At 47.7% G+C, this 25,512-nt stretch carries 31 protein-coding genes and 1 riboswitch; of the genes, 6 read left to right on the top strand and 25 right to left on the bottom strand.

Annotated elements, in window-relative coordinates; all coding sequences use genetic code 11:
* Window positions 1-68: 68 nt before the first annotated feature.
* The 22 genes from E0698_RS00510 to E0698_RS00415 form a co-directional block, all read right to left on the bottom strand.
* Entirely contained in the window at window positions 69-515 is a 447-nt protein-coding gene (locus tag E0698_RS00510; protein ID WP_134910834.1) for a phage holin family protein, read from the bottom strand.
* 338 nt (window positions 516-853) lie between these two features.
* On the bottom strand, window positions 854-1,747 hold the full coding sequence (locus E0698_RS26520) for a tail fiber protein (protein ID WP_238353808.1): 894 nt from the start codon (window positions 1,745-1,747) through the stop codon (window positions 854-856).
* 14 nt (window positions 1,748-1,761) lie between these two features.
* Window positions 1,762-2,151, bottom strand: a complete 390-nt coding sequence (locus tag E0698_RS00500) for a phage tail-collar fiber domain-containing protein (protein ID WP_192510249.1) — start codon at window positions 2,149-2,151, stop codon at window positions 1,762-1,764.
* 121 nt (window positions 2,152-2,272) lie between these two features.
* Window positions 2,273-3,040 carry a putative phage tail protein gene (locus E0698_RS00495; protein WP_192510422.1) on the bottom strand — a complete coding sequence of 256 codons (768 nt, stop codon included), beginning with the start codon at window positions 3,038-3,040 and terminating at the stop codon, window positions 2,273-2,275.
* Window positions 3,041-3,098: 58 nt separating this feature from the next.
* Window positions 3,099-3,230 (bottom strand): hypothetical protein, encoded by a 132-nt coding sequence (locus E0698_RS27275; protein ID WP_273041191.1) that lies wholly within the window; start codon window positions 3,228-3,230, stop codon window positions 3,099-3,101.
* Window positions 3,231-3,273: 43 nt separating this feature from the next.
* Window positions 3,274-3,540 (bottom strand): hypothetical protein, encoded by a 267-nt coding sequence (locus tag E0698_RS00490; protein ID WP_192510248.1) that lies wholly within the window; start codon window positions 3,538-3,540, stop codon window positions 3,274-3,276.
* A gap of 20 nt (window positions 3,541-3,560) precedes the next feature.
* Entirely contained in the window at window positions 3,561-4,172 is a 612-nt protein-coding gene (locus tag E0698_RS00485; protein WP_192510247.1) for a hypothetical protein, read from the bottom strand.
* Window positions 4,173-4,185: 13 nt separating this feature from the next.
* Complete coding sequence (locus E0698_RS00480; RefSeq protein ID WP_192510246.1) at window positions 4,186-6,744, bottom strand: hypothetical protein; 2,559 nt, start codon at window positions 6,742-6,744, stop codon at window positions 4,186-4,188.
* 1 nt (window position 6,745) lies between these two features.
* The gene (locus E0698_RS00475; RefSeq protein ID WP_192510245.1) at window positions 6,746-7,342 is read right to left on the bottom strand and encodes a YmfQ family protein; all 597 of its coding nucleotides are present in this window, start codon (window positions 7,340-7,342) and stop codon (window positions 6,746-6,748) included.
* Between the two features lie 13 nt (window positions 7,343-7,355).
* Window positions 7,356-8,507, bottom strand: coding sequence for a baseplate J/gp47 family protein (locus E0698_RS00470; RefSeq protein WP_192510244.1), 1,152 nt, complete (start codon window positions 8,505-8,507; stop codon window positions 7,356-7,358).
* A complete protein-coding gene (locus E0698_RS00465) occupies window positions 8,507-8,965 on the bottom strand; it encodes a DUF2634 domain-containing protein (protein WP_044645249.1) in 459 nt (152 codons plus the stop codon). Before E0698_RS00465 ends, E0698_RS00470 begins: the two co-directional genes overlap by 1 nt.
* Window positions 8,958-9,365: a hypothetical protein gene (locus E0698_RS00460; protein WP_134910840.1), complete on the bottom strand. Its 408-nt coding sequence runs from the start codon at window positions 9,363-9,365 to the stop codon at window positions 8,958-8,960. Before E0698_RS00460 ends, E0698_RS00465 begins: the two co-directional genes overlap by 8 nt.
* Window positions 9,358-10,335, bottom strand: a complete 978-nt coding sequence (locus E0698_RS00455; protein ID WP_192510243.1) for an XkdQ/YqbQ family protein — start codon at window positions 10,333-10,335, stop codon at window positions 9,358-9,360. The genes E0698_RS00460 and E0698_RS00455 overlap by 8 nt, the downstream gene beginning before the upstream one ends.
* Window positions 10,332-10,973 carry a LysM peptidoglycan-binding domain-containing protein gene (locus tag E0698_RS00450; protein WP_134910842.1) on the bottom strand — a complete coding sequence of 214 codons (642 nt, stop codon included), beginning with the start codon at window positions 10,971-10,973 and terminating at the stop codon, window positions 10,332-10,334. Before E0698_RS00450 ends, E0698_RS00455 begins: the two co-directional genes overlap by 4 nt.
* Before the next feature lie 37 nt (window positions 10,974-11,010).
* Window positions 11,011-12,783, bottom strand: a complete 1,773-nt coding sequence (locus E0698_RS00445) for a hypothetical protein (RefSeq protein WP_192510242.1) — start codon at window positions 12,781-12,783, stop codon at window positions 11,011-11,013.
* A 176-nt stretch (window positions 12,784-12,959) separates the two neighbouring features.
* Window positions 12,960-13,394 carry a phage tail assembly chaperone gene (locus E0698_RS00440; protein WP_044645253.1) on the bottom strand — a complete coding sequence of 145 codons (435 nt, stop codon included), beginning with the start codon at window positions 13,392-13,394 and terminating at the stop codon, window positions 12,960-12,962.
* A 76-nt stretch (window positions 13,395-13,470) separates the two neighbouring features.
* Window positions 13,471-13,878: a phage tail tube protein gene (locus E0698_RS00435; protein ID WP_134910844.1), complete on the bottom strand. Its 408-nt coding sequence runs from the start codon at window positions 13,876-13,878 to the stop codon at window positions 13,471-13,473.
* Window positions 13,879-13,941: 63 nt separating this feature from the next.
* Window positions 13,942-15,408, bottom strand: a complete 1,467-nt coding sequence (locus E0698_RS00430) for a phage tail sheath family protein (protein WP_025685151.1) — start codon at window positions 15,406-15,408, stop codon at window positions 13,942-13,944.
* 2 nt (window positions 15,409-15,410) lie between these two features.
* Complete coding sequence (locus E0698_RS00425) at window positions 15,411-15,629, bottom strand: hypothetical protein (RefSeq protein WP_134910845.1); 219 nt, start codon at window positions 15,627-15,629, stop codon at window positions 15,411-15,413.
* Window positions 15,630-15,639: 10 nt separating this feature from the next.
* Window positions 15,640-16,503 (bottom strand): hypothetical protein, encoded by an 864-nt coding sequence (locus E0698_RS00420; protein WP_134910846.1) that lies wholly within the window; start codon window positions 16,501-16,503, stop codon window positions 15,640-15,642.
* Entirely contained in the window at window positions 16,500-16,634 is a 135-nt protein-coding gene (locus E0698_RS27270) for a hypothetical protein (RefSeq protein ID WP_273041182.1), read from the bottom strand. Before E0698_RS27270 ends, E0698_RS00420 begins: the two co-directional genes overlap by 4 nt.
* A 339-nt stretch (window positions 16,635-16,973) precedes the next feature.
* Window positions 16,974-17,450 (bottom strand): ArpU family phage packaging/lysis transcriptional regulator, encoded by a 477-nt coding sequence (locus tag E0698_RS00415; RefSeq protein ID WP_192510241.1) that lies wholly within the window; start codon window positions 17,448-17,450, stop codon window positions 16,974-16,976.
* A 278-nt stretch (window positions 17,451-17,728) separates the two neighbouring features.
* Between E0698_RS00415 and E0698_RS00410 the strand changes: the two genes are divergently transcribed.
* The 4 genes from E0698_RS00410 (at window position 17,729) to E0698_RS00395 (ending at window position 21,633) form a co-directional block, all read left to right on the top strand.
* The gene (locus E0698_RS00410; protein ID WP_192510240.1) at window positions 17,729-18,199 is read left to right on the top strand and encodes a helix-turn-helix domain-containing protein; all 471 of its coding nucleotides are present in this window, start codon (window positions 17,729-17,731) and stop codon (window positions 18,197-18,199) included.
* Between the two features lie 11 nt (window positions 18,200-18,210).
* Window positions 18,211-18,636, top strand: coding sequence for an ImmA/IrrE family metallo-endopeptidase (locus E0698_RS00405; RefSeq protein WP_149094434.1), 426 nt, complete (start codon window positions 18,211-18,213; stop codon window positions 18,634-18,636).
* A 193-nt stretch (window positions 18,637-18,829) separates the two neighbouring features.
* Window positions 18,830-20,716: a 5'-nucleotidase C-terminal domain-containing protein gene (locus E0698_RS00400; RefSeq protein ID WP_192510239.1), complete on the top strand. Its 1,887-nt coding sequence runs from the start codon at window positions 18,830-18,832 to the stop codon at window positions 20,714-20,716.
* A 245-nt stretch (window positions 20,717-20,961) separates the two neighbouring features.
* A complete protein-coding gene (locus tag E0698_RS00395) occupies window positions 20,962-21,633 on the top strand; it encodes a 3'-5' exonuclease (protein WP_192510238.1) in 672 nt (223 codons plus the stop codon).
* 44 nt (window positions 21,634-21,677) lie between these two features.
* Here the strand turns inward: E0698_RS00395 and E0698_RS00390 are convergent, their stop codons facing one another.
* The 3 genes from E0698_RS00390 to E0698_RS00380 all read right to left on the bottom strand — a co-directional run bounded on the left by E0698_RS00390 (window position 21,678) and on the right by E0698_RS00380 (window position 23,880).
* The gene (locus E0698_RS00390) at window positions 21,678-22,661 is read right to left on the bottom strand and encodes a helix-turn-helix transcriptional regulator (protein WP_149094431.1); all 984 of its coding nucleotides are present in this window, start codon (window positions 22,659-22,661) and stop codon (window positions 21,678-21,680) included.
* Between the two features lie 71 nt (window positions 22,662-22,732).
* Window positions 22,733-23,500 (bottom strand): hypothetical protein, encoded by a 768-nt coding sequence (locus tag E0698_RS00385; protein ID WP_134910852.1) that lies wholly within the window; start codon window positions 23,498-23,500, stop codon window positions 22,733-22,735.
* A 224-nt stretch (window positions 23,501-23,724) separates the two neighbouring features.
* Window positions 23,725-23,880 carry a hypothetical protein gene (locus E0698_RS00380; protein WP_187644853.1) on the bottom strand — a complete coding sequence of 52 codons (156 nt, stop codon included), beginning with the start codon at window positions 23,878-23,880 and terminating at the stop codon, window positions 23,725-23,727.
* 303 nt (window positions 23,881-24,183) lie between these two features.
* On the opposite strand from E0698_RS00380, the gene E0698_RS00375 reads away from it, so the two are divergent.
* Window positions 24,184-24,624, top strand: coding sequence for a hypothetical protein (locus E0698_RS00375; protein ID WP_238353807.1), 441 nt, complete (start codon window positions 24,184-24,186; stop codon window positions 24,622-24,624).
* A 25-nt stretch (window positions 24,625-24,649) separates the two neighbouring features.
* Window positions 24,650-25,354 (top strand): AIM24 family protein, encoded by a 705-nt coding sequence (locus tag E0698_RS00370; protein WP_192510237.1) that lies wholly within the window; start codon window positions 24,650-24,652, stop codon window positions 25,352-25,354.
* 70 nt (window positions 25,355-25,424) lie between these two features.
* A riboswitch (PreQ1 riboswitch) is annotated at window positions 25,425-25,468 on the top strand.
* Window positions 25,469-25,512 lie beyond the last annotated feature (44 nt).

Here is a 25,512-nt window from a genome sequence, read left to right as displayed (position 1 = left end):
ACCATTGACGTGGTCCGGGCTTTTCCAACTTGGTGCTGAAAATGGGGCAGAGGTGCATTCTGCTCACCTTATGAAGCTTTATTCCCTTTGTCGGAGGGGTCTGTTGGCTTTTTCTTTTCTCCGATCGACTTGGTCTCAAAAATCGCCACTGCATTCCGCAAAATATCCGGCATCGGCACTCCCATTCGACCCACATTTTCAATAATCGACAATAGTTCATTTGCCAAATAAAAGAAAACGACGGCATCCCGGAAATAATGTGCATCTCCGAGAATACCGTCGATCAGATGAGCTACTGTAATCATCAAAAACACCGTAACCTTGCGAAAAATACCGTAATAGCCTTCTCGGCTTTTCAATGCTCCGTTAATCCAGGCCGCCGCCCAGCCGGTAAAAAAGTCGATAATGACCATCCATAACAACAACGTCAACATCGTCGTCCACCCCCCGAAAAAATAACCGATCAAGGTCCCCGTGGAAAACCCCAGCCAAATCTGATCGACCTTTTCATGCATGCTTGTTCCCCCTTTGGATACAAGTTATCTAATAGATGCCCTTGGTTGATCCAAGGGCAGAAAAAAACTTACTCCGTTGTGAAGATGTGCTTGTTTACTTTTATCTCTCTCTATAATTTTATATTTGTTATATGATATATCGTTTAATATTCTTTATATAGATTTAATTTCAATACTTTTGTTTCTAAGTTTAGAATACCTTCTGGTATGTCTTTTAGGCGGCTGAAGGGAAGGAGTAAAGCAAAGTCACGGTGTACTATCCTAAATTTCAGATGTGTGTGCCTCTCCCTTAACGTCTTAGTTTCTGTTGATTCAATCAATTTTCCAATTATTCTTCTTCACTCGTAAGCCCACCACTGATATAGGCTAAACCGAAAATATGAAACTACAGGACTGGTAGTCGTTGATGTAGGTTTGAACGTAACCTGTTTTCCAGATAATAATATATCCACCTTACCGTTGGCCCCCTGCACCCCGATTCCATCTTTTCCTGTATTCCTAATTACTGCATATACTGAACCTCCACCTGAATAGTCTTGTAAAGCCTCCAAAGTTACAAAAACAGCACTGGGGTTAAAATCTATTGGTAAAGTAAGGATATATGATTCCCCCACACGAACGACCGTTCTATCTAGGTTAAGATAACCAGTTGCATATTTCTTTGTAGGTAAATTTAGAATCGATGCTGCTAACTGATCTCCGGTCATACCAGAGTTGGCGCTACCGCCCTTGCCAGTGATAGCGTTAGCAACCTTTGATTTAAGATCACTGGCTTGCGTAAAAGCCTGGTCTGCCCGGCTATATGCCTCATTTGCTCGATCATTAGCTGCCTTTACCGCACTCGGCGTAGCTGCCTGATCCGTGGCCGTACTCCCGATGGAAGTGTTAAGCTGAACAATACCACGTGCTTGTGTAGTGGCGCTTGGCAAATCCGATGCCGGGTGACTATGTTGTTTTGGAGCAGCGTAATCCTTCGTATACTGTTTGGCGTTGTCTTCTGCTGCATTCCATGCCGCTTGTTTGGCGGCTGTGACGTGAAGGTCTGTATTTGCAGTATGGTTATCCAGTGCTTCTTTGGAAGCAACACCATTCCCGGCTGGGTCCTTTTTGATGCTTTCCACCTGTGCAGCCAGTTCCTGGTCGTTTGAATAAAGCGTATCAATTGGTACATTCAGGACATCCGCATGTCCCTGATCCGTTGTCACAAATCTACGTGGTTGTTTTATCGCCATAAGACTCATCCTCCTTAATAAATATCATCAATTTCAAAAATAAACTCCATGTCAGCATCCTTGGTCTTATTGCTCATCGTACGAACAGCCGTCAGCTTACCAGCCGAATCCACCAAAGCAAGCTCATTAATCATTTCACCAGCCAATTCAGCTTCTGCCAGTGAGCAGGTATAGCGGATTGTCGCAGGTGAAATAAATTCAAAGCTGGTAATATCCTTTTGGATTAGTTCTTTTTTCAATGACTGTTCCGTTCCTTCCAAAGGGAGTGGCTTACCTGCTTGATCCACACCTCCGCTACCAAATGCCATCTTCACCACTTTAGTTAGCGAACCACCTTCAGCGCGGGCACGCGCCATTTGTTCCCTTGCATAAGCGGTCGTGACTGTTAAAACTTGTTCTGCCATGACTAACATCCTTTCTCTCATAAAAATTAACGTTTACCCTTGTCTAATCCATTTATTATGAGGCAACTATGTTGCAAGTTTTCACGCTCTTACCAATGAGTACCACATATTAGTAAGTGCTCTATATTGAGATAACCGTCTCCGTTGAGCTTAAGAGTCGGGTACCATCGAGCCTCATGCTTCCATCGAATTTCCAGTAATGATTTCGTATTTTTACGTTACCTTCCTGATGATTGTCCACACGATGCAAAGTGGATAGCTTCGTGCGGTTCAAATACCGCAGACGTTCCCCAGTCCAGCCAGACAACGAAGCCCCTCCGTTTAATAACTCAACACCATCCAGATACCAGGGGCGACCACCAAAAAAGCGAACTCTTGAACGTAATCGGAGACGCTGATCCATCTCATGTTCATGAAGAAATGTGAGCCTGGTCTTGTTATTTATATAAAAAGCAAGATGAGCAGGCTTAACATCCTCTATGATCTTTCTAAAATCAGCCATATTTTCTGGAACCCGATTTTCGAAGCTGATGCCGAACTTGTATTCCGTCGGAAAAAAATCAACTTCTCCATCGGCGCCAAACGAGTTCACAATACCTCGTACTAAATCCCCGGAAAATTTGCCACTCCCGCGCAGCTTGGATTCTACTACCGAACGTCGCTGCTCCAGCGGCTTATCCAAATCAGTAGGGATGCCCAACTCCATCTCCCAACGTTCCAGCGCCCAGGTGGCGGTACGAACGAAAAACTGGGCTAATGTATCATCCAACGCGAGATATAGAGCATCCAATTCACTACCCTTTGCGTCCATATCAGCGTGCATTACACGGGAAATCTCGTAATAGGCAGGCAAATAGGAGAATAGCTCCCGTCCTCGCACACTGCGCATTTGACTTTTGATATCCTCTATTACACTCTGGATATCGAGTTGGTTATTGTTCAATCCATCACCATACACCGACGATCACCACCCCTAGCTCCGTCGCCTGACCAAATTGAATCCCTTTATGCTGATTACTCCATCTATTCATTTTCAGCTCGGAACGATCAATCATAATCGGATTTATTCTTTCATACATGCTCGTTCCCCCTTTGGGTACAGGCTGTTTTTTGTTTTGTTCGCTATACTGTTTTCTTGCGGAAAATAGAGCTATACCATTTAACCGTTTCTTTCTGTTTAATCGAAACATCCACAGATGATAAATCTTCTACGTTACCCGGAACCAGATCAGAACGTTTGGATAAAATAATCTCCATTACCTTCCCACGCTGTTGTTCATCCAAAACATAGCTTCCAATGATCGTAGCTACGTCGCCCTCTCCCCGATCACAGCGGGTGATGCAGGCATGAGTACAAATACGCAATTGAGCCTCTGTTAAAGCTGCCATGGTTATGATTTCACCTCCGTTTATTTCCCTGTAGTGCCCAGCATAAGCTGAGTCAGCGTTACTTCCAGATCTGCAATACGCTGCTTCAATTGATCTGTCTCACTTGGCTGTTGCTCCGCTTTTTGTGTCAGTTCCTTAATTGCTTCCTCGCTTAAGCCTTCACTCCAAAATGTCGTGGGGTCTCTTCGCTCTGGAGACGTAAAGGCCTGGGCAAGATAGACAGGCTCGTCCCCACGTTCGTTTTCCGGTTTGCTTTGCCATTCATCATGGAGCTTCTGAAATGAAGCTTGTGATTCCTTGTTGATCTGCTCGTATGCGTTCTGTGCTTCTGCCAGCTTTTCACCGTATTCTGCTTCATATGCCAGCCAGCTTTGGATATCAAAACAAGGATGGTATAAGCCCGGTGGCACTATAATACCGACGGTATAGCCAGCAGGGATGTTTTCTGAATTCGTTTCATCTATGGCACTCGAACTGCTGGTAGTAAGCTGATAGGTGTCTAGCTGCTGGTCTGTATCAGATAGCGTGAGTAAAGATGGATTATAAAAAGGGACGACACCCGAAAAGGCATCGTCCACCAACTCGTCCTCCAGATAGAGGCCGTCTGTATTTACTTTGGGTGCTGATTTCATGTGTTGTCCTCCTTTATTGTTCGGCTAAAAAGCTAATTTGATAAAGCGAAATGTTAGCACCAGAAATAGCGTCCACCGCTACCGTGCCATCCAAATTAACTACAAGGGCGGACGTTTTAAGATTTGTCCCTGCATTACTGGAATCATAGCATAGAAAAAGACTGCGTTGTATCGGTCTATATCCAGGCGGAAGTCTGAAAACAGCGATTGTCTGAGCCGTAGCGCCTCCAGTAAGCCACCCTCTCATATGGACAACTCCCGAACCATCTTTGTAGTACCCTGCGGAATATGCTGCTAGACCCACAACGGCAGTCCAGCCGTTCAATAATGTTGGCGTAATCCACACTGGAGCGTCCTTCTCTGCTTTCTTATTCTCCAGAACTGACACCCGCGATGTATTCTGTTGAACGCTATCTACCAAATCCAGCAGAAGCGATTTTTCATTAGTTGCGCATGAACCTGTAAACGGCACTACAGGCGAACGGTCAAGCATCAGATATGTGACGCTATAAGAAGCATCCGAAACATAGCTTTCAGGATAGATTGCTATGGCTTGACCATTATCGATACCATTAAACACACCCCACCCACGTAGCTTGCGTTTACTGTTCTCGTACAGACCAATATAACAAGCTACACGGTAGGCAAGGGCATTGCCTAGTGATTTTCCGGTATTGATGTCGTAGTTATCGTATTTGGCAGGCTTAGCACGCTCACGCAATACAATCCCTGTACCTACATTAAGCTGATTATCACCCTCGTTAAACGTAAGCTGTCCCTCGCTAACGATAGGCTCTACTGTAGGCGTTGCGAGTTGGTATACTAGTTGATATGGCTCCCAGTATACAAATCTACCGTCTTTACTCATTCCCGGTGTTACTTGTGTTGTAGGTAATACCGAAGTGGTTGCCCCGTGATTGTTTATCTGCCTCCAGCTCTTAGAACCTTGGTTGTTAAAAATCTCCGCACTCGTACCGTTCCAGTAATACATGTTCCATCCCATGAAATACGCCTTAATCTCGTCTGCTGTCGGCGTGTAACTGTCTCCCCAACCGCTGTCTGTTGCAGAGACTGTCGCATAGAAGTTTTGGCCGCTACCTTGAATCCATAAAAAATCCGGCTCGTTTATCGTAGCTTGCCATTGTTTTAGAATTGCTCCGTCGTATTTTGTAGCCCATATCCCACCTATATTTTTGGGTAGAACATCTCCACTCAGCTTAACAACTTTATACCCTTTTGTAGAAGCATCGTAGGCCCAAGAAAATCCACCATCCAGTGTTACCTTATGCCATTTTTTTGACTTGAAATACTGCCCATCACGTTCAAAAACTGTATCATTATTTGCTCCTGTCACCGGGTCGGCGTACAGATCTGTTTGCAGAGCAAGCATGGAGTCTTCACGCGGCTTGAACGGCTTGGCGGTGTTACCGATGTTGAGCATAGGGTTAGAGATGGTCACTGGCGTCGTCGCTGTCCCTAGCAAACGAACGTTAATGCTGGTCTCTCTAATAGGTACTGTAAATGTAACACTCAATAGTCCAGAACCCGTTTTATCCGCAAGCACAGTAGATTCAGGGTTATTTGTGACGGATATCCGACCATTAACATCGGATGATTCAACTGATAGGGTATATGTCTTGCCAGGGACTACTGGAGTAACATTGTGTATTAGCTTATTGTCCGATGTAACTACAACACTTTGCAGATCCGAAATTACGGGATTCCCTTGTTTTGCTGACCACTCGTAAAGCGTCGGCAGTAAGTTCTCACCGTAACGAATTGCGTATGGATTACGTACAGGAGTTACGCTATCTACATAAGGATACTTGGAGGCTATTTGTTCTAGCGTCATACTGGCAAGTGCTGTGTATTCAGTATCAGAAATCTCATATAATCTAAGGGCATCTGCATAGCCAACTTGACCGGCTGCTGTAACATTAAGTCGCGCCATCGCTTGGGTATTGTTAACATCTGCTGAGGGCGAAAATGCTACATAAGTGAACTCCCATTTGTTCTTGGAAGTAACCCACGGACTTGAGGCGCTGGTTCCCTGAATAACAATGCTCATATTAGTGGCAGATTCGTTGTACAAATTCCCTAGAGCAATATACTTTTTGCCTGCTTTTATTGTCGTTGTTGTATTACCAAAACCGTCAGCAATAGCATTGGCAAGTTCCGATGTTATTTTTAAAGAACCGCCTCCTACTATGCTTTTTGTAACATCAATATTCAACGTAGACTGATAACGTCCAAATCTTGAGAGGGTTTTCGATACTCCCCAATCTCTACCCAACAAATTCACCAACGTACGCCCGCTCAGCCCCGTGAGCGAGAACGGCGAAGCCTTTTCCGCATGAACAATTTGCACTCCAGGTGACAGCGTAACCTCCTTACGCTCCGTCGTATCCAACCGCTTCTTAAGCGCATTCACACCATCATTCACATCACCTGCAAAATCATCTACAGCACGCCAGTTTTGATCCAAATACTTCTCCAGATCAAAATACGTTGTTTTGGGCGATGTACGATCAATTTGATTTAAGCCTAGATTTGGTGTTTTTTCACTTGCCATGTTATGCGCCACCTCCTAAATATCTATCCTGTGTTGTATGTTCATTTTCATAGATGGTCATAGACTCGACTTCAGCAATGGTCAGGTAGCGTAGTTTATATTCTACCGCCAAATGAGCCGGCTTGATCTCCTCGATGGCTGCTTTAAGATCCTCCACATTGGGCGGAATCCCGATGGTATCTATAAATTTGACCGTGAATCCCCATTCGGCGGGATGAAAGGTAACATCTACCGTACCGCCGTCATATGCTTCGGCTACATTTTTGACAAGTCGGCCGGAAAAAGTCCCTGCTCCCCGCAGCTTCGATTCCACCACTGCACGCCGCTGATCCAGCGGTTTACTAAGCTCGGTTGCGATCCCTAGCTCCGTTTCCCAGCGTTCCAATCCCCAGGTAGCGGTACGGACGAAAAACTGAGCCACCGTCGCATCCATCGCCAGATACAAGGAATCCAGTTCACTGCCCTTTGCATCCATATCGGAGCGCATCACACGGGAAATTTCATAGTAGGCGGGTAAATAGGAAAACAGCTCGCGTCCCCGCAAGCTGCTCATTTGCCCCTCTTCACCCATAGCTAGACGATTCGTTTGATTGTTCATGTTCGTACCATCATTACTCACTGACGCTCACCGTCCCCAGCACCGCCACCTGACCTGATCCAATTTCAATATTTTGATTGCTCTGTCCGTTGATTTTTAGCTCAGAGAAATCAATAATGATCGGAATATCCAGCAGAACAGCAGCAATCCGGGTATACCGAACCAACGGGTCTTCCTTGTAAAAAGCTAGCTGCTTCAAATACGTTCGCACACCGCTTTCGATCAGCTTTTTGATTTCGTCCAGTGTGGACGGCTTCTCTTTGGTGCGCTGTACCTTGACCGAGATGTTAATTTCCACCTCTGTCGCTGGCATGATCGTCACCACGGGACCCGCTGGTGCCAACCCTTCGCCTTGTCCATCCTGAGTCGGATCAATGTACTTCTGCACCGCAGCGACGATATCCGGACTGGCAGCACGTTTATCCGTGTCCAGCACATATAAAGCCACCGTACCCGGCCCTTTCCACAGCGGAACAACCTCCACGCCGCCTACTCCGGCGATTTCATTCGCCCACTGCGTATATTGCGCCTTGTTGCCGCTTGTTCCCTGGTTCCGCACCTTGGCATAAAAACGCTCCAGCAACAGCTGGTCGCTCTCAATGTCCGTGCCACTTTTAGTTTCCTCTGTATTGATAACGGAGGAAACACCACTGACTGGGCTCGCCATCACCTGAATGACGCCCGCGGGTACGTTACCGCTGCGACCGGGATTGACTGCCCGAATCGCTGCTTCTCCTTTACCCTGCTCATCCAGCGTGACCGCTGCCGTGGTCGCATACTCAATGGAAGCCTCCCCCGATACATCATCTGCCGGGGTTGCCACCAACGTTCCCACCGGGACGGTCGTTCCCGCTGTGCCCGTGAACGTGACCATACCTGAGGCAGCAACCGCTTCCCGCCGTGTCACTCCATGCTCTGCTGTTCGCAGATCCAGCTCAGGCGAGCGAAAATCCGGGTTATCGCTGGCCGCCGTACTGGCAAAGCCCCGGCGCAGCAGCTCCTGTGCCCAGATTGCCGCTTCGGAGAGCATAAATGCCACGGGCGCCTGCGCATCCCAAATAAAAGAACCCTCGGACTTATCAATGTCCGAAGGCACTTTTTCCAGCATACGACTCAAAATTTCCTCTTCCGTCTGATCTACCAAATATTCCGGCAAGTCTGCCATTAGATCACCACACTTTCCACAATTTCCGTTTCATCTCGCACATTCGTAATCTGGCAGCTAAAATGGCACGCCTCGCCTTCCCAGCTAAACGTAAACTGATCCACACTAGCCGTGCGAGCATCTGCCAGTAGCGCTTCGGTGACCATGCGCTTTATTTCACTTTCCTGCACACCGTGCCCATAGCTGCTGCCGATCAGTTCCTCCAGCTCGCTACCATAGTCGGGAGAATAGATCACATGACGGTAGCGAGGGGTGCGAATTGCTTTTTCACACCACTGCACCCAGGCTTCTTTTTCACCTGTAGTCACGATTTTACGACTGGGACTCATGACAAATTCTCCGGCTTCAAAATCAAACCGCCAGCTTCGTCCAAATACCGCCCGGTTATCCTCCAGCACATCAGGGTCCGTAATATCCGTCCAGAGCATATCATCCGTTTCGGGAAATAAATTAGCCACGTCCACTCACCACCTTGCACACCACAACCACATCGTTGCCGCTATTCACCCGAACCGCAAGTACGCGATCTCCGGGCTTAAGTCCTTCGTTCAGGCTCAGATTCACATCCTCTAGCTCGTCCTCCCCGATATAAAAGGAAGTTTTCAGCTCCTTGCCCTCCCAATTCTCCGACTCCACTGCGGTTGAGGTTCCTTTGTACATATGACGCGGTACAGACAGCAATCCCGGCAGCTCGGCAACCAAATAATCCTGAAGCTCATGTTTAAAATCGTCCAGCTTGATTCCTGTGGAGGTAATCGTGCCCAGTACCGCACCCACTCCGCTCAGCGCTTGCTTGGTATGCTTGTGAAAAGAGGATTGCAGCGCGGTTGCCAAATGCCCGTAGGGGTCCTTATTCAAGATAAAACCTCCTTTTTACATCGTCATACGTGCCCAGCTCCAACGACATACTGCCGGGGTTCCCTAATTCCCTGCTCACTGAAATCACCAGCAGCTTCATGGAACCCAGCATCACCGCGTCTCCTGCACGAATCGTGTTCATATCCGGTGCATTTAGCGATATCGTTTGTTGTATGCCTCTCAGCTTACTTTTGGCCAACTCACGTGCGGCTGCACCCGATTTTACCTCGTCATCCTGCACGATCACCTGAAGCGTTCCATATTTGGCAATGTCCTTTTCCTCAAGCGCCATCACCTTGGACGGAACCTCGTTGCCCGTTTCACTGGCCGCCGTAGCCAGCACCTTCACCCTCGTGGCCGCGCCTTCGAGCGTACGGGATTGTGTCGTATCGGTCACTCTCTCCAAAACATACACATCTTTATTCGTTCCCAGCTCGTATAGCTCCAAACCGGAGGTAATCATCCGAGGATGATAAAGCTTACCGCCCGCCTTTGCCGTTTCACGCAGATCGCCCAGCATCATGGAATAGATGGACTGTGTCCGGTATACGGCACGACCCAGCAACTTTTTCGTATCTGGTAATGAAGCGATTTTCAGCTTCCAATCCCTGGCATATTTCTGAAAACGCTGAGTAGCCGTCTGCTTGGCAGGGAGTAAATATTCATCCTCCGATTTGTCCAAATACACCGTGCGATCATACACTGTCAGCGTCATACGCTTGAGTCCACTGTTGGAGGTTTCCACTTCCCAAATAACCGCTGGAGACAGCAAGGGGACATAGTCTTTTTTGCCATATGGAATGCCACTAACCCGAATCGACATCCCTGGAGAAATGGGCGGCATATCCGGCGTAACGACCAAATTCACCGTGCCCTGATAAGCGATTTGCTCCAGCGAATCCCTCAAATTAATGTTCTCCACCAGCGGCGACAAATCATATTTATCCTGTAAAATAACTTTATAGCTCATAACAGCACCAGCTTTTGCCCCGGTTTAATCGCATTCGGATTTTGACCAATGACCTTTTTGTTAAGCTGATAAATACGACTCCATTGTGAGCTGTCCCCCAGCTCCAGCTTGGCAATTTTGGACAAGGAATCCCCCGATTTCACCGTGTAGGTTTTCTTCTTTTCTTTCATATCCGTGCGGGGCTTTTTGTTGACTGTAGAAGACTTCGTCCCACTACCAGCTTTTTTGGATACCTTCATTTCACTCCAGGTCCGCAGCGAAAGATCAAAATTCACGTCCCCATATTCCCCGCCCCGAAAGGTGGAGTTATGAGACGCTACAATTACGGGTACATTTACAGCCGTCTCTGAAATAATGAAGCGTAATGGCTTTTGGGACAGCAAAAAACCATTCAACGTGTTCATGGCCTCCTGCGGATCAGGTAAATCTTTATAATTGCAATACGATTCATCGTACTCCTTGGGAAAAAAAGAAGAGAAGGAGATTTCCTTCACCTTCTCCCCTTGCGGAAAATCAAACTCCCCATAGGATAAAATCGTCGTCGTATCAAATCCCTTTTGCCGTGAGATCGTCACTTCCTCGGGATTCACCGGAAATATAAACTTAAATCCCTTGCCATCCGTTAAACTAAATTCCATCTCTTTCCTCCTTCCCCGTTACTCCCATCCTACTGCATTACATAGCTCCTCCGCTCGCAGGCTTGGTGTTCTGCGTTGCCCGCAGAATCTCGGCTTTGAGACGGTAGCCAATTTGCGTAATAAGTCCCTCCACATCCAGCTTGTTTTCATGCACAGTTACCTGTACAGCCCCTGCTGGAAGATTGAATTGGTTCGTAGTTTCCGTCTTAAAATCCTTCAAAAAGCCGGAGAGCGTTCCCATTTGTTCTGGGCTAATCTGTACTACTTGAGGAGTCGGATTACCATTGGCTTTACCTTTAGCTTTGGCTCCGTTGTTCGCATGAGCCGTAGTATTCAGCAGTGGGTTTGGATTGACCCCTTGGTTAGCGATAGCCATTGGACCATAAGGATTAGGGACGCCTTTTGCACCTGATTGCGGAGGCACGTATGCAACTGCACTATATAAAGGCGGCCTAGTTGCTAATGGCTTAAGGGAGGCACCTATAGTCGAATGAGGCGGGATTGCAGGTTTAGGAACTTCAGGTGGCTTAGCTGGCTCTTTATTAGGTTCATCTTTCTTACCAAAAGAAAAGAAATCAGAAAAGCCTTTACCAAAGTCTCCAGCCTTATCCGAAATCCATCCTTTGACTTGTGAAGCCTTTTCTCCAAGAAATTTACCAGCTGACTTGGCTTTATCCATAATCGCTGGACCATAATCTGAGACTAATCCGCCAATTTTACCTCCAACAAAGTCTCCCGCCATACCTCCAAGTGTAGAGCCAACCACGGTACCAATACCTGGAAGCAAAAATGAGCCTATAGCTCCACCTAACGCTGAACCAGCGGTCCCCCCTACAGTAGAACCAATAGCTTCTGCACGTTCTTTACCAGAGGTAGCCTGAGCGATATTCATAATGTCCATTCCGTAACTCAAAGGACCCATTAGCTTTTTCGCGCCACCTTTTAAAAGGTTTTTGAACAAGCCTGATCCTGCTTCCTCAGCTGCACCAGCAGTACTTGGGTTTATAATGCTAGAAGCCGCGCTAGAAACTGCATCTATAGCAGCACTGCCACCGCTTTTAATATTCCCAATTATTCCACCGCCACCTTTTAAAAAATCCATTCCGCCTTCCAGCATATCTCCAGTACCACCGAAACTTTCTAAAAGTTCACCAGTGGCCTTACCTAAACTACCTTTATTATTCCATATTTTTTTCGCTCCATTTACTAATTTTTGCCTTTTTGTAGTTCCCCCAACTGGTCCAGCATCAGTCCACGCTGTTTTTAAATCTTTTGCTTTAGTTTTTAATTCAGAAAATCCCTTCATACCTTCGCCAAACTTTTTTACACCGACTAGAGTATCTTTAAGATTTTCCATAAAACCCTTAGGCTCCTCTTCCTTCTCACCACCGATCTTCAGAGAGCCTAACTTAGTACTCAAATCCCCAATAGCGGCCGTATTGGCCTCCACAGCAGCAGTATTTGCTTGCAATACTGAACTCAGATTGTTATCTCCCTTAATGGGACCTGTTTTGGCAGCACCGCTGTTAGCTGGTGAGCTACCTTGAGAGACTGCCTTCACATTTACATTCCCCGAGGCGTTAATAATCTGGGATTTGACCCGGTTAATCTTGTTCAACAGATTATCCAGCCCTTTGGAGGCCATATCGTTCAGCACGATTTCCGGGGCCATGCGAGTGCGGCCTATTTTCAAAACACGCCCTTGAATCCGCTCAAAATAGCGTTCCATTGCGCGCAATTCGCGGTTCGCCTTAATGACGTTTTTAGGATCAATCACGAGGTTCATGCGGTAATTTAATGCTTCTGCCATATTTCATGTTCACCTCCTTGTTTATGCTTTTGAAGAAACCATGCTGTCCATTTCCTGTTCAGCAAACGCCAACAAAAGCATGCGCTCGCCACGGGGGAGCTGCCAAAAGTCTCCGGGGCGGAGGTGGTGCCGGACCCACAAGTGGTACAGCATCGTCGTCATTCCCCCGGAGTTGATTAGTTTTTTAGATCAGCAATTTCCACGCCAAAACCGGACAGTTCCAGCACTTTGTCACCTACGGCATCCAGCTCACCTGCCAACAGCATACGGCGGACAGACTGTTCGCCACCGGACAGCTTCAAGCGGCTTGTAATCCGAGGATCGCCCCAACCGCTAAGAGACAAGCCCTTTACTTCGAGTTTGCCAGTAGCTTCCGAAATCAACAACGCATTGAAGGTTTCGGTATCTACCTTTTCATCCACCGCACCCTTCACAGTCCGCCGAATCGTGCAACGTTCACGAATGCTGTCTACTTTGCTGGAGGTCAGACCATGCAGCACAATTTTCATATCGAGGCGCTTGATGCGGACCGTTTCCTCCGGAAGTTTTTCAGCGGCTTCAAACAGACTGTCCAAGATTTGTTCTTCTGTCATATTTTCATTCAAGCTCATAAGTCATTCTCCCTTATTATCAATTTGTATTGGGGGAACGGAACACCTTACGGCATCCCTATTCCCCGTGTTCATATCAGTTCGCTACAATCGGGTCAAGCAGCTCATAACCTTCGAAGGTGAAGGTCGTTTCTTCCTGTACTTCTTCTCCAGCTGTCCAGTTGGCCAGTTGAATTTTGTCAGGAGTGCAACGAATGAGACGAATACTTTCGTGTCCGAAGGCTTCCGGATCATCCAGTTTGGTAATAATCTCAAAACGGTTAAAACCACGACGAAGCATATCGGACGTAACCTTGTAGCCGCTCATCGTTCCCGTTCCTTTTTTAATACCGCGTTTGTGTACCTTCCAGTCATTGCCCACGAGGTTCAGCTCGCGTTTTTCCATTTCTACGCTGGCTTCCAGCTTATTGATATTCGTCTGCCATACCCCGTCCACATGCGCCTGACCATACGTACCTAAAATGACTCTTGAAGCATCCAACATTTATTTTTCCTCCTCAAAATGATCCATAATATAGTTTTGGATTTCTAATTTCCCGCGATATTCTTATTGCACGTAAAATGTACCGAACAGTTGCTCCATCACGTCGGTCAGCTTCACATTCCATTGCAGGAACACTTGGTCCGGCTCCGGTTTGATAACTGGAGCATCACCATAGTAAGCCGGATCGAGAATGACATCGTAGCCATCGGCTTCGATAACGTTGCTTAGCGACAGCTGTGCCAGGTATTCTTTGATCGCACCGATGAGTGCCAGACGGCCTTCTACCGTGTTGTTGATTTTGCCAATGTAAGTCTCTTCGGCTGCACGCTGCAAGTCAGCGTTAATAGCATCCATAACGCGAATAGAACGAATTTTCTTCCACGCGTTGTTTTGTCCAGCAGCCGGGTTCACCAAGCTGTTGATACCGCGCAACGCTTTGACCTGACGGCCGTCGAAGAACAGCAGGAAGACACCATTACGGACAGCCTGCTCCTGCTCGGAACGTGTCCAGCGGCGGGTTACATCCTCAAAAGGCGTCACCGCATATGTCGCGGATTGATTCAGACGTTGACCTGCGATCAGTCCGGCTACATAAGCAGCCGTTTGAGCGGAGCTGTAGTCCGTACCTGCCAGACGCACGCCAGTACCCACGTTTACGATACCTTCATGGTTGAGCGCCAGAGAACGGGCAGAGGCCAAGCTGACAGCGGTTTTGGATACATCATCTGCCGCAGAACCACCGAACACGGCGATAACGCCCTTGCCTTCGCCCCGGACACGCTTGATCCACGCGGCAAAGCTTTGCAGCAAGGCCAGATCGGCTGCATAATCGAGCGCGAGGACGTTAAATTCCTGTCCTTCCAGCGCTTCCTGCATCGCGATATAATCGGCGTTAACCAGCGTGCTATTACCGCTGTTGCCGCCAGTGAGATGTACGCCGCTGACATCCGCCGGAATACCGCCATTACCGACAACCTCGGCCTTCACCCATACATTTTCGCTGTTCTTGTTCATCGCTTCGGCAATCGAAGCAGCCGTACCGTCGCTGCCTTTATACGTACCCAGCAGCTTAGTGCCCTCATAGAGACGCACCTCACGGGCTTGCTCGTCACCCAAGGTTGGCTGTACCGTTACGGCAAAGCCATTACCGCGACTACCTGTGTACAAAGCCTGCAAGCGCAGCACATCGGTTGGTGCCTCACCGCCACTTTTCAGCGTCACAGTTGCTGGTGCAGCCGTGTCATCTGCCAAACGGTAGGCCAACAGCTTTTTCGGTCCACCCAGCAGAGCCAGATACAGCGTAGAATACGCTGTTGCTCCATCCAGACTGTCATTCGAAAAGATTTGGCTGATCGCCGTTTCGCTACCAATCTCTACAAACTCACGTACAGGACCCCAGTTGGCTTTAACCGGTACAACGACCGTACCGCGCGAGCCACCTTGAATCGCTGAAGCTGCTGCTGCCTGAAAATTCATATACAAACCCGGCAATACCGGTTTATTCGTGTTTTCCCATGTTCCGCCTGCCATAATTAATCCACCTTCGCTTTCATAAATTGTTCGATTTTAGTGTGTGCTTCTGCTACCGTGAACAGCTTGTCCTGTGTGCCAAAAAAGGCGCCTGCCAGCACTTCTTCCTTCACGGAAAACAATTGTTCCGCGTGCTCCTTAAGCTCCTCCAGCGTATAGCGGGGGCCGCTTGCTTCCTGCCCGGCATTGACCGGGGCCTGCTCGTTGTTTTCCAAGGTCACTCGGACCACCTCATTTCAAAATAGGATGAATTTCCACTCTGCGGATTAACGCCGCTTCCTCAGCCGGACGCATACGCCGCTGTACCAGCGTCAGCCGGAGCTGACCGTCCAAAATCGCATCCGCCTGCAAATCTGCGGAAGCTTCCGCCGTGGACATATAACGGCCCTTCTCCTGATCCAGAGGGAGCTGAATTTGAGCGGCGAAGCCCTCAACCAGCGCGGAAGCGGCGTGGTTTTCTTCGGTGGTGTCCGGGGCGGTAATATGCCCGATGAACCGTTTGCGAAGTTCATACATGGAGGCTCCCGCCATCCTGGTCTCGCAGCCGCTCAGCCGCCATAGCACCGCATGCCGTCCCGGCTGTGCGGGCCATGCATCGGCGTACACCGACCACGTCTCGCCCAACTGCTTCTGCGTCCAGCGGGTCAGCGCAGCCAGCCATTCATCCGGCTGTGCAACACCGTTTGCCGGAACGGCCGCTGGACTACCTTCCGTTTCAGGCACATACACGCCAAAACGTAGCGTTCTGTAGGCCTTGCCCGTAACGGTATCCAGCTTTTCCGCATCCCGCACGCCCAAATAGTGCGCGGTAAAAGCCGACGTGTCCTCGCCTTCGCCTGTCACCGGTTCCCGGTGCAGTCCGGCAATCAGGGCATTCGCCCATACATCGGCCTGTGCCAGCCCGGCTTGTCCTGCGTACAGCTTGATGCGGACAACCTGCCGATATCCGGCCCAGGACGATTTCCAAATTTCCTCGCCCAGCGCCATAACGGCGTACGGCTCCTCTGCCGTCTGCGACGGTGGCTGAACATCGTATACGCGCCCTTGAAGCGCTGGAACAATGTCAATGAGCTTTTGTTTAAAGGCTTGTCTCATCCTGCGGCATGCCACCTTTGCGCATCCTGCACTCGCATGTTGTGGCTACTTAGCCAGGCTTTTTTCCACTTCCGTGTTCTCATCCGGCGCAGCCTCAACCTCATGCATTGCAGCATCCATTGCTTAGGCAACACGACTCCTCCTTTCTGTACCACGAATTCCCGGGAATCGACAGGGACGACAACCGCATGAAAAAACCGGCCCTGATGGCCGGCTAACTTTTGACTGTGTGTGTCTTCGGTATGTCCTCTTGTCTTGATTCCCGATGATATAATCTTACACCCTTATAACGAATGCGTTGCCGGGGAAATGGACGATAAAAGCAGAGACTAGGGATGAAGTTGGGTGGTATTTTGAGAACATATGTTCGTGTAAATAAAAAAGACCTTGACCCCTGCTATTACAGGAAATCAAAGCCTTTTAAGAAATGATATTAAAATATAAATGCGAACGAATGGATAATTATTACATCATCCCCATTTTCGATCCGCGCCCTTCTGTAAGCCTGCCAGATTCAAAACACCCTGATCCGCCAGTGCAAGCGCCATTTTGTAAAAAGCCCGGGTGCGGATTTTCGTGTACGTATCTTTGCTTACTGGCGGATCGAGCACATAATTGTAAACCTTGTAGTCGAACACATCGTCATCCTTTAAATAGCGCTCACGGATGAGTAACTGTTCGCGTTCATTCAAACGGCCGACTACGGCATCCACCATTTCGCAATAAGCCAAACGAGCTGCAGGAGCATCTACATTATATACGGCTGTCCGTGCCGTTGGATCGCTGGTCACATTCGTCGGGCCGTTCGGGCGATCCGTATAGCCGGCTGTGATAAAACTTTCCCGGTCCATAAAGGTAATGGTTCTATAAATCCGATATTTTTCAAATACCCCCTCCAGTGCGTTCTGCGTTTTACGTCTGTCCAATTCGGGTAAGTTATTTTTCATGTAAAGCAACACTCCTTATCTTATGCCTTTTGACAATGATGTATTTTTTAAATCGTACAACTCTTACGTTTACAATTTGTTCCCCTTTTGTTCGTATTATGAGTATAACATAGCATTATTTAGGATAGCTATCCATCGGCAAAAAAAGCGATATAGCTTCAAAAACAGGATATTCGCTTTATTTTTCTATACCTTTTGGCATATTACGTGCTTTTACTATTTACCTAATGGTATAATGGAACTAATCTTTTATTCTGTTGCAGAAGGGAGCCGCCATTGTGGAACAACCAGCATTCGGAACATACTTAAAGCAGCAGCGTGAGCACAAGCAATGGAGCATTAACCAATTGGCAGCAGCGGCTGGCATCAGCAATTCACAAATTTCCCGTATTGAAAACGGGCTGCGTGGCGTACCCAAGCCCTCTACTCTCCGCAAAATAGCGGACGCGCTCGGCGTATCGTATACCGAGATGATGAAGAACGCCGGATATTGGGGAGACGATGATTACGTAGAGCAGCATTCACACGACTCCTATCGTTCCAACGTACCGGAATGGGCTACTTCCAAAGACCGCCGGGATTTTAAAAAAATGCTGGAGGAAGACGGCGAATTGATGTTCGACGGCATTCCGCTGGATGAAGAAGATCGTCAACGGATCAAGGATGTGCTAACTGGTCTGTTCTGGGAAGCCAAACAGATGAACAAGCATAAACCCAAATCGCCCCCAGCGGGCAGTGATCAGGAATAGCAGGTGAACGCATGAACGAACTCATTCACAAACTCGTCCGAAAATACCGTACGAACTCCCCCTTCGATATTGCGGAAGCTCTGGGTATCCATATCCGTTACTGCGATCTGGGCCCCACAACCAAAGGGCTGTATTATCGCAAGCTACGCAGGAGATTCATCGTCATCCACAACAGGCTTACACCGGAGTGGGAACGATTCGTCTGTGCGCATGAATTGGGGCATGACCGACTTCATAAAGGCGTCAGCCGCTTCTTTATGGAAGAGCATTCCTATTTCTGCCCCGGCAAATTTGAGATGCAAGCCAATCGGTTCGCTGTGCTTTTGCTCAGTGAAGGACAACCACCGCTTACTGAAGAAACGCAGGAGCACTATTTATCCCGGATCGGTCTGCCCAAGGAGGCTGTCCTTTTTTTTGACCCTAAAACAGAACGTTAGTTCTCACATATAATTGTTTGTTTATTACTTCCTCTTCAATATAGGTAATTTCATGATGGCTTTAACAACCGATATACAAAAAATTTTCAATGCCCTTATATAAAATAGAAGTTATTTTTACAATCTTCTGATAAAATGTGGACGTAAGCGGTTTCTCTAATTCATTCATTTTATAGGAGGTTGAAAGAACAACATGAATTCATGGAAAAAAATCTCGTCCATCTTGACGACCGCCGCGCTCCTGCTCGGATGTCTTGGAACAGCAGCAGCAGACCCGGCAGCCAGTACGGGAACAGCGGGAAGTGCAACTCCTCCGGTCAGCGGGAAACACATCACCATCCTACATACGAACGACACCCATGCCCATGTGGTCGCTAACGACAAGGAAATGGGCTTCGCCAAGCTGGCAGGCATCATTGACCAGTACCGCGCTTCCAATCCCAATACGCTGCTGCTGGATGACGGAGATACGATTCATGGAACGACCTTCGCTACCTTGGTCAACGGCGAGAGCATCGTGAAAGTAATTAACAAGCTTCGCTATGATGCGATGGTACCAGGCAACCACGAGTTTAATTACGGCTGGAAGCATCTTTTGGAGCTGAGTAAGGAAATTCAATTCCCTGTACTCAGCGCCAACATTAAGCAAACAGACGGAACACGTTTGTTCCAGCCTTATGTCATTAAAGAAGTCGATGGCGTTAAAATTGGTATTATCGGCCTGACTACGCCCGAAACGGCATACAAAACGAATCCTAAAAATGTTGAGGGCATTCAATTTACCGATCCTGCTGTCGAAGCCAAAGCGGCTGTAGATGAAATCCGCAGTAAAGTGGATGTTGTCGTGGTCCTCGGTCATCTGGGACAGGATGCATCCAGCAAAGACACGAGCCTTAAGGTCGTGAAGGAAGTGCCCGGCATTGACATTTTCATTGATGGACACAGTCATACCGTACTGGAAAAAGGCTTGGTCGGTGGCAATGGTACACTGATTGCAAGCGCGGGTGAATATACGAAGTATCTGGGTGTTGTTGATTTATGGGTCGACGGCGGTAAGGTTACCCAAAAACAAGCCAAGCTGATTGATTCGACGCAAGCAGCCGACATTCAGCCAAATGCTGAGATTACTTCATTGATTGCTTCCATTCAGAAGGAACAGGAGCCTATTCTCAAAGAAGTTGTAGCACAAACGAGTGTGAACCTGGAAGGAGCGCGTGAAAAGGTACGTGCAGGTGAAACGAATCTCGGCGATCTGCTCACCGATGCTATGCGTGATATTTCGGGGGCAGATGTGGCCCTGACCAACGGCGGCGGCATTCGGGCGTCCATCAAAACGGGAACGGTAACCAAGGGAGACATCATCACTGTGCTGCCATTCGGCAACCAGATTGTTACCCTGAAAGTGAAAGGCTCCGACATTCAGGCAGCACTTGAAAATGGCACTGCCTCCTATCCGGAGCCAAGTGGCGGTTTTCCACAGGTATCGGGGATCTCGTTTAAAATAGATACATCGGCAGCCAAGGGGAGCCGCGTCCATTCCATCCTGATTGGCGGAAAAACGCTTGATCCTGATGCCACGTACACACTGGCAACCAATGACTTTACGGCTGTAGGCGGAGATCAGTATACAATGTTCGCCAAATATTCGCAGGCAGGTATGTTCGGATCGCTTGATGAGGCGCTGATTCGCTACATGCAAAAGGTTGGCTCCGCCAGCCTGCAAGGACAAGCAGACGGCCGCATTCAAGAAGCCAAAGCAGACGGCAAGACTTCCGTTCCTGCCGCGCAGCCTGTACCATCTGCTCCAACCGCAACACCGGCACCCGTGCAGGAAGAACCGCAAGTGGTCTCTACCCCATCTGCGAAACCTGCACCAGCCAAGACTCAACCAGCGAAGCCACAGCAGACAACGACTTCTGCGCAAGCTGCAAATAACCATGTGTATATTGTAAAGTCCGGGGATACACTGTATGACATTTCCCGCCAATACGGGTTCACCTGGCAACAGCTCCAAAAGCTGAACAAGCTGAAAAATCCTCACCGCATTTATCCGGGGCAAAAGCTTGACCTCCCGGCCTAATTCAATAAGCTTGTAAAGACAGCGTCCGGAATCCCAGTGGTTTCGGACGCTGCTGTATGTCAGGAGGTTATTTTTATGCGATAGTCCATACTCATTTGGACATCGCATATTTTTTTTCAAAAGCCAGCCTTTTAGACGCTGACAAGTTGTGAACCGAGAGGTATGATGGAGAAGAGCCATTCGGGCAGAAAACATCCATCCCGTTCTCCAATGGGATCAGTTATATGTGTGGAAGGAGCACAAAAATGCAATACATTATTTATGATCTTGAGTTTACCGTTAGCCGTAACGCCAGATATTCCTCCGAAATCATTGATATCGGTGCCGTCAAAGTCATGCAGGGAGACGATGGCTTGTACGTTGCGGACACGTTTCACAGCTTTGTCAGACCCTCGAATCGGCCTGTGCTGTCTACGGATACCGTGCAGTTTACCGGTATTACTCAACGGGACATTGATGCGGCCCCGCTCTTCCCTGAAGCAGTGAAGCAATTTATCGCATGGCTCGGAACAGACTCAACCTATTACTTGTGTGCATGGGGGCCAGATGACCGTCAGAAGCTCGTATCCCATTGCCGCACCCATCATGTGGACCTCCATTGGATTCATAATACGAATGATATACAAAAGCAAATCTCCCGTCTGTTCGGCTCCAACGGTAAGTACCGCCAGCTGAGCCTGTCTCAGGCGCTGGAACTGTGCAACATTGACTTTGACGGTCAACAGCACCGTGCGCTGGATGATGCAGTGAACACCGCTCAGGTTTTCATGCACCATTTTGATCGTATTACATTAACCCATAACGCTTCTGACGATGAAGAAAGCCGGGGCTCAAAGCTCGTATACTCTACACCGGAAGAAGAGCAGGAGCAGTACAGTCCATTTGGCAATCTCGCCAACCTGTTTAAGGACCGTTAGGCGGATAGCACCCCGGCCCGTTCCGGGGGATCTATCACCCCTTGTCATTCTTGATTTCCTGCCTTTTTATCGGAATAAAATGCCCCCCAGGTTCGCAGCATTTCCTGCATTCGCTTGCGGTATCGCAATGGCTCCAAGATTTCCGCCTCCGCTCCATATTGAGTGAGCCAGTCCAGAAATTCACCATCATGATTAACCGTTACCTCAAACAATAGACTTCCATCCGGCAAATCCTTGAGAAAAGGCTTGATGAACAGCTCCTCTTCTTTGACCCGATATACAGATTCGGCAGAAAACCTCACCACAAACCGAATATTCTGGTTTCCTTTGGTAACCGACCAGGTCCCCTTAAAAAACATCTCCATTTCAGAAGTATTCTTCTGAAATGTATACGGCAAAATCCTCATATTTCGAAAACGGCTGATCCGAAAGGTTCTCATGGCGGATTGCTTGTGACAAAAACCAAGCATATAAAAACGCCGATCCTGTGGAACCAGACAATAAGGATCAATCTGAACCAATGATACATCTTCATTTTGAGGCGAACTGTATTCCGCTTCAATGGTCTGCTGCGTAAGACTTGCCAAAACAATCAGCCTGAGCAGATAAGGCTGGTTTTCCCGCTCAAGTGTCGAGCCGAGCCGGACGATATTTTTCATTTCCTGCGCGAAGCTTGTCTGGTCCATCTTTTTTTTCTGACTGGAGGCCATCACTTTCTCATAAGCACTCTCAAAAGCTGGTGGTAAAAGAGGCTTTACGGTTTCCATGACATCCCCCAGCTTGGCAAAAGCATGTGCCTCTTCTTCCGTCCAATTGAGAGGATACAAGGCGAAGTTACTAATAAATATGTATCCTTTGCCATGCCCCATATTGGCTATTGGAATATGCATAGCGCTTAGAGCCTCCATATCTCGGTAAATGGTGCGTTCTGATGTTTCACAACGTTCGGCAAGCTCTCTTGCCAATATCCCCGGATTTGCCTGAACAATAGTAATAATCCGCATTAACCGTATCAACCGATCAGTCAAGGAAGTCTCTCCTTTACAAAAAGATAGTAAATTAGACTCACTATATTACATAAATAAACTAGCATAATTGCCTACTTTAAAATATTAATTTCGGTAAAGCGAACATCCTCTACAGATATCCCTTTATTAACAAAGACTTTTGAACTATACGTTTGGAATAATCCAAAAGTCCCATTCCATTTATTGCGTACGGCAAAGAGTAATTCGGCTTCCTCCAGATATTCCATATCTTCTGTTCTTGCCGCCCGTATTAGCAGCTCATCTGCTTGTCTGGTAAGGACAAACGCCCCTCGCTCATGTTCCCCCTTCTCGTACATACGTAATGCTTTCTTCACAATAGGAGCCGTCTCATTCAGCTTTATGTATTTTTCCACCTTTGGGTTGATTGGAATGCTCAGCAGACCAAGATGATGCGTGTAATGGATATAGAGCTGATCCGTTCGAATCAGCGTCCTTTTTTCCTGAGTTGGCTTACGCCAGCTCCACTCCATCAATCCAATGATATGTCTTCCGGAAGAGTGGGCCGGTATAGAAAAGGACAAAATAGCCTGCTTATACTTCCCCCTCCGCATATCACCACAGTGAACAAGCATGTACTCTCCGTCTTCCGAGCGATTGAAGTTGAGCCTGGCCCCATCCACTTTTAATAGATTTACCCCACTCTCTGGAATGAACCGGAGTTGCAGGTCACATCCAACTGTTTTCGGCATTAAAGTCCCTTTTCTTTTACGTATAGCCCCATGGCCCCATTCTATCAGCAGATTTACTTGCTCGGACCCATTCGCAGATATAGACTCTTTGTCCCATGTGTACGTTACGTTAACCATTGACTTCACCACTGGTAAATTCCCCCTAAAAGAACATGTAACTCTAAATTAACAGTGTTATCTGACACTATATTGTCAGGGAACATATGTTCGTCACCGAAAATTATACATGGTAATCTATAGGAAAGGGGGAGTACGTCAATAAATAGCATTTTAACCCATTAAAATTGCATGATTACGCAAAAAACAGCCCGGCGTAAGCCGGGCTGCATTATAGTCTTGTTTCATATATGAAGTTAAGAAATCGTAGTTTCTGTCACAGAAACATTCGCTTTTGTGCAAATATCAGACACAGGCGCAAAAGTAATGCTGTCCACCACCAGTTCCTTCGACAAAGGCTTTCCGTTTACAGTTATTTTTAACGTTTTATAGGTTTGTTCTTTTTCGTTCATCGTTCATTTCTCCTTCTATATTCTTGCTTAATATATTTATACTCATTTCTGTTCTTCATCATATGGGGTTGGCTCTTGTGCGTACTCGCCAGAAAATTACCGGAATGTAGCTGCTTCCTTGATATACCCGTTTTGAGGTACACTTAAACTAAAATATCGACTTTTTTTGTAATATTTCTCCCGAATTAGTCATCCTGTTATTCTAAACTTTGAACCCTAATCATTACACTGTACGTAACCATAAGATATGGGTAATTATGCTTATCATTTAACATCTTGATGCATCAGAAGGAGGATGATCTCTTGGCACGACAAATTTCTCGCTTTATTTTCTACCGCCGTGTCGTCTACGCTGCTATAGCGCTTCTGTTTGTTTTTGGCGCAACTGGTGTTCCGGGAGCGCATGCCGCTTACTGGGATGATGTATACCAGGGCTTTGAGCAATTTTCCCGGCTGCCTGGGGATGTATATCAGCTCAAGGAAAGCTACCGGCAAACGCAGGAGGAACTACAAAAGGCCCGTAGTAGCGTTGAGGCATATCAGGAGCAAAATGTCCAACTATTGGAGCAAAATCGCAAGCTGACCGACACCGTTACCGAGCTGAAAAATCTTCAGCTTCAGCGCGATCAGGCTTCACACCGTAACAAGATGCTGATCCTCACAGCTGTCATTCTGCTGGCTGGTTATTTTATCGGTATCCGCCTGTTGCGTTACGGGATGCGTCGACGTTCGGGAAGATACTAACCGCCTGAGAGGATGAAAGGTCAGAATGGACATACAAGCAGGACAACACCATGATGAAAGCGTCGGTTCCGTCGTCACGCTTGATCTGGCAGAGGGCGAAAAGCTGCATGTTCTTCACCCGCAGCAAATCATCGCGTACCGCGGACCCAGTTCAGGCCGCAGTGACAAGCTGATGAATATTAAAGGCATGTACCGCAAGCACAAGCTGATTCAAGCCGATTTTACAGGAGCTTGCCGTCTCATTGCTGCACTTCCCCCCGGCTTTAGTCTGAAAATGATTGAGTTGGAAGGAGGCGACGATCTGCTATACGATTTCCGCAACCTGTTCTGGTACAGCTCTGGTATCCATATGCGCACCAAGCTGCTGAGCGTGAAAAACATGTTGTTCAGCCGCGATGTCATTAAAATGAAATTCGACGGCATCGGGCAGATCGGTCTATTGACTCAGGGACTGGTATGTCAGGAACAGCTTCATCCGATAGAGCCGATGTATGTCGATGCAAGCAGCGTCATTGCCTATCCCGAGAACGCCAAGCTTGAGCTGACGGTGTACGGCAACCATTTGGCCAGCCAGCATATGAATTATCATTTTAAAATGACCGGACACGGTACTGTGCTTTTTCATGCGGGTGAACATCATCGACGGCTCCAGCAGGATATGAACGACGATGGCGTGATCAAACGCTTTTTAAGGGAAGTCATTCCATTTGGTGGAGTGTTTATCAAATAGCCCTGCCATGCTATAATGAAGGCGTCTGCCCTCTGGCAGACACCAAATGAAGAAAGTCCATGCTCCATGCATGGGAGAGGTTCGCGAACTCCCTCTATAAAAAACTAACGACGCTTTGTCCTCCGCATGAAAAAATAATCGCGGGGCAAGGCCTGTTT

It is taken from the genome of Paenibacillus sp. 23TSA30-6 (assembly GCF_014858585.1).
Lineage (GTDB): Bacteria > Bacillota > Bacilli > Paenibacillales > Paenibacillaceae > Paenibacillus.
This window is presented reverse-complemented; position numbering and strand designations above follow the sequence as displayed.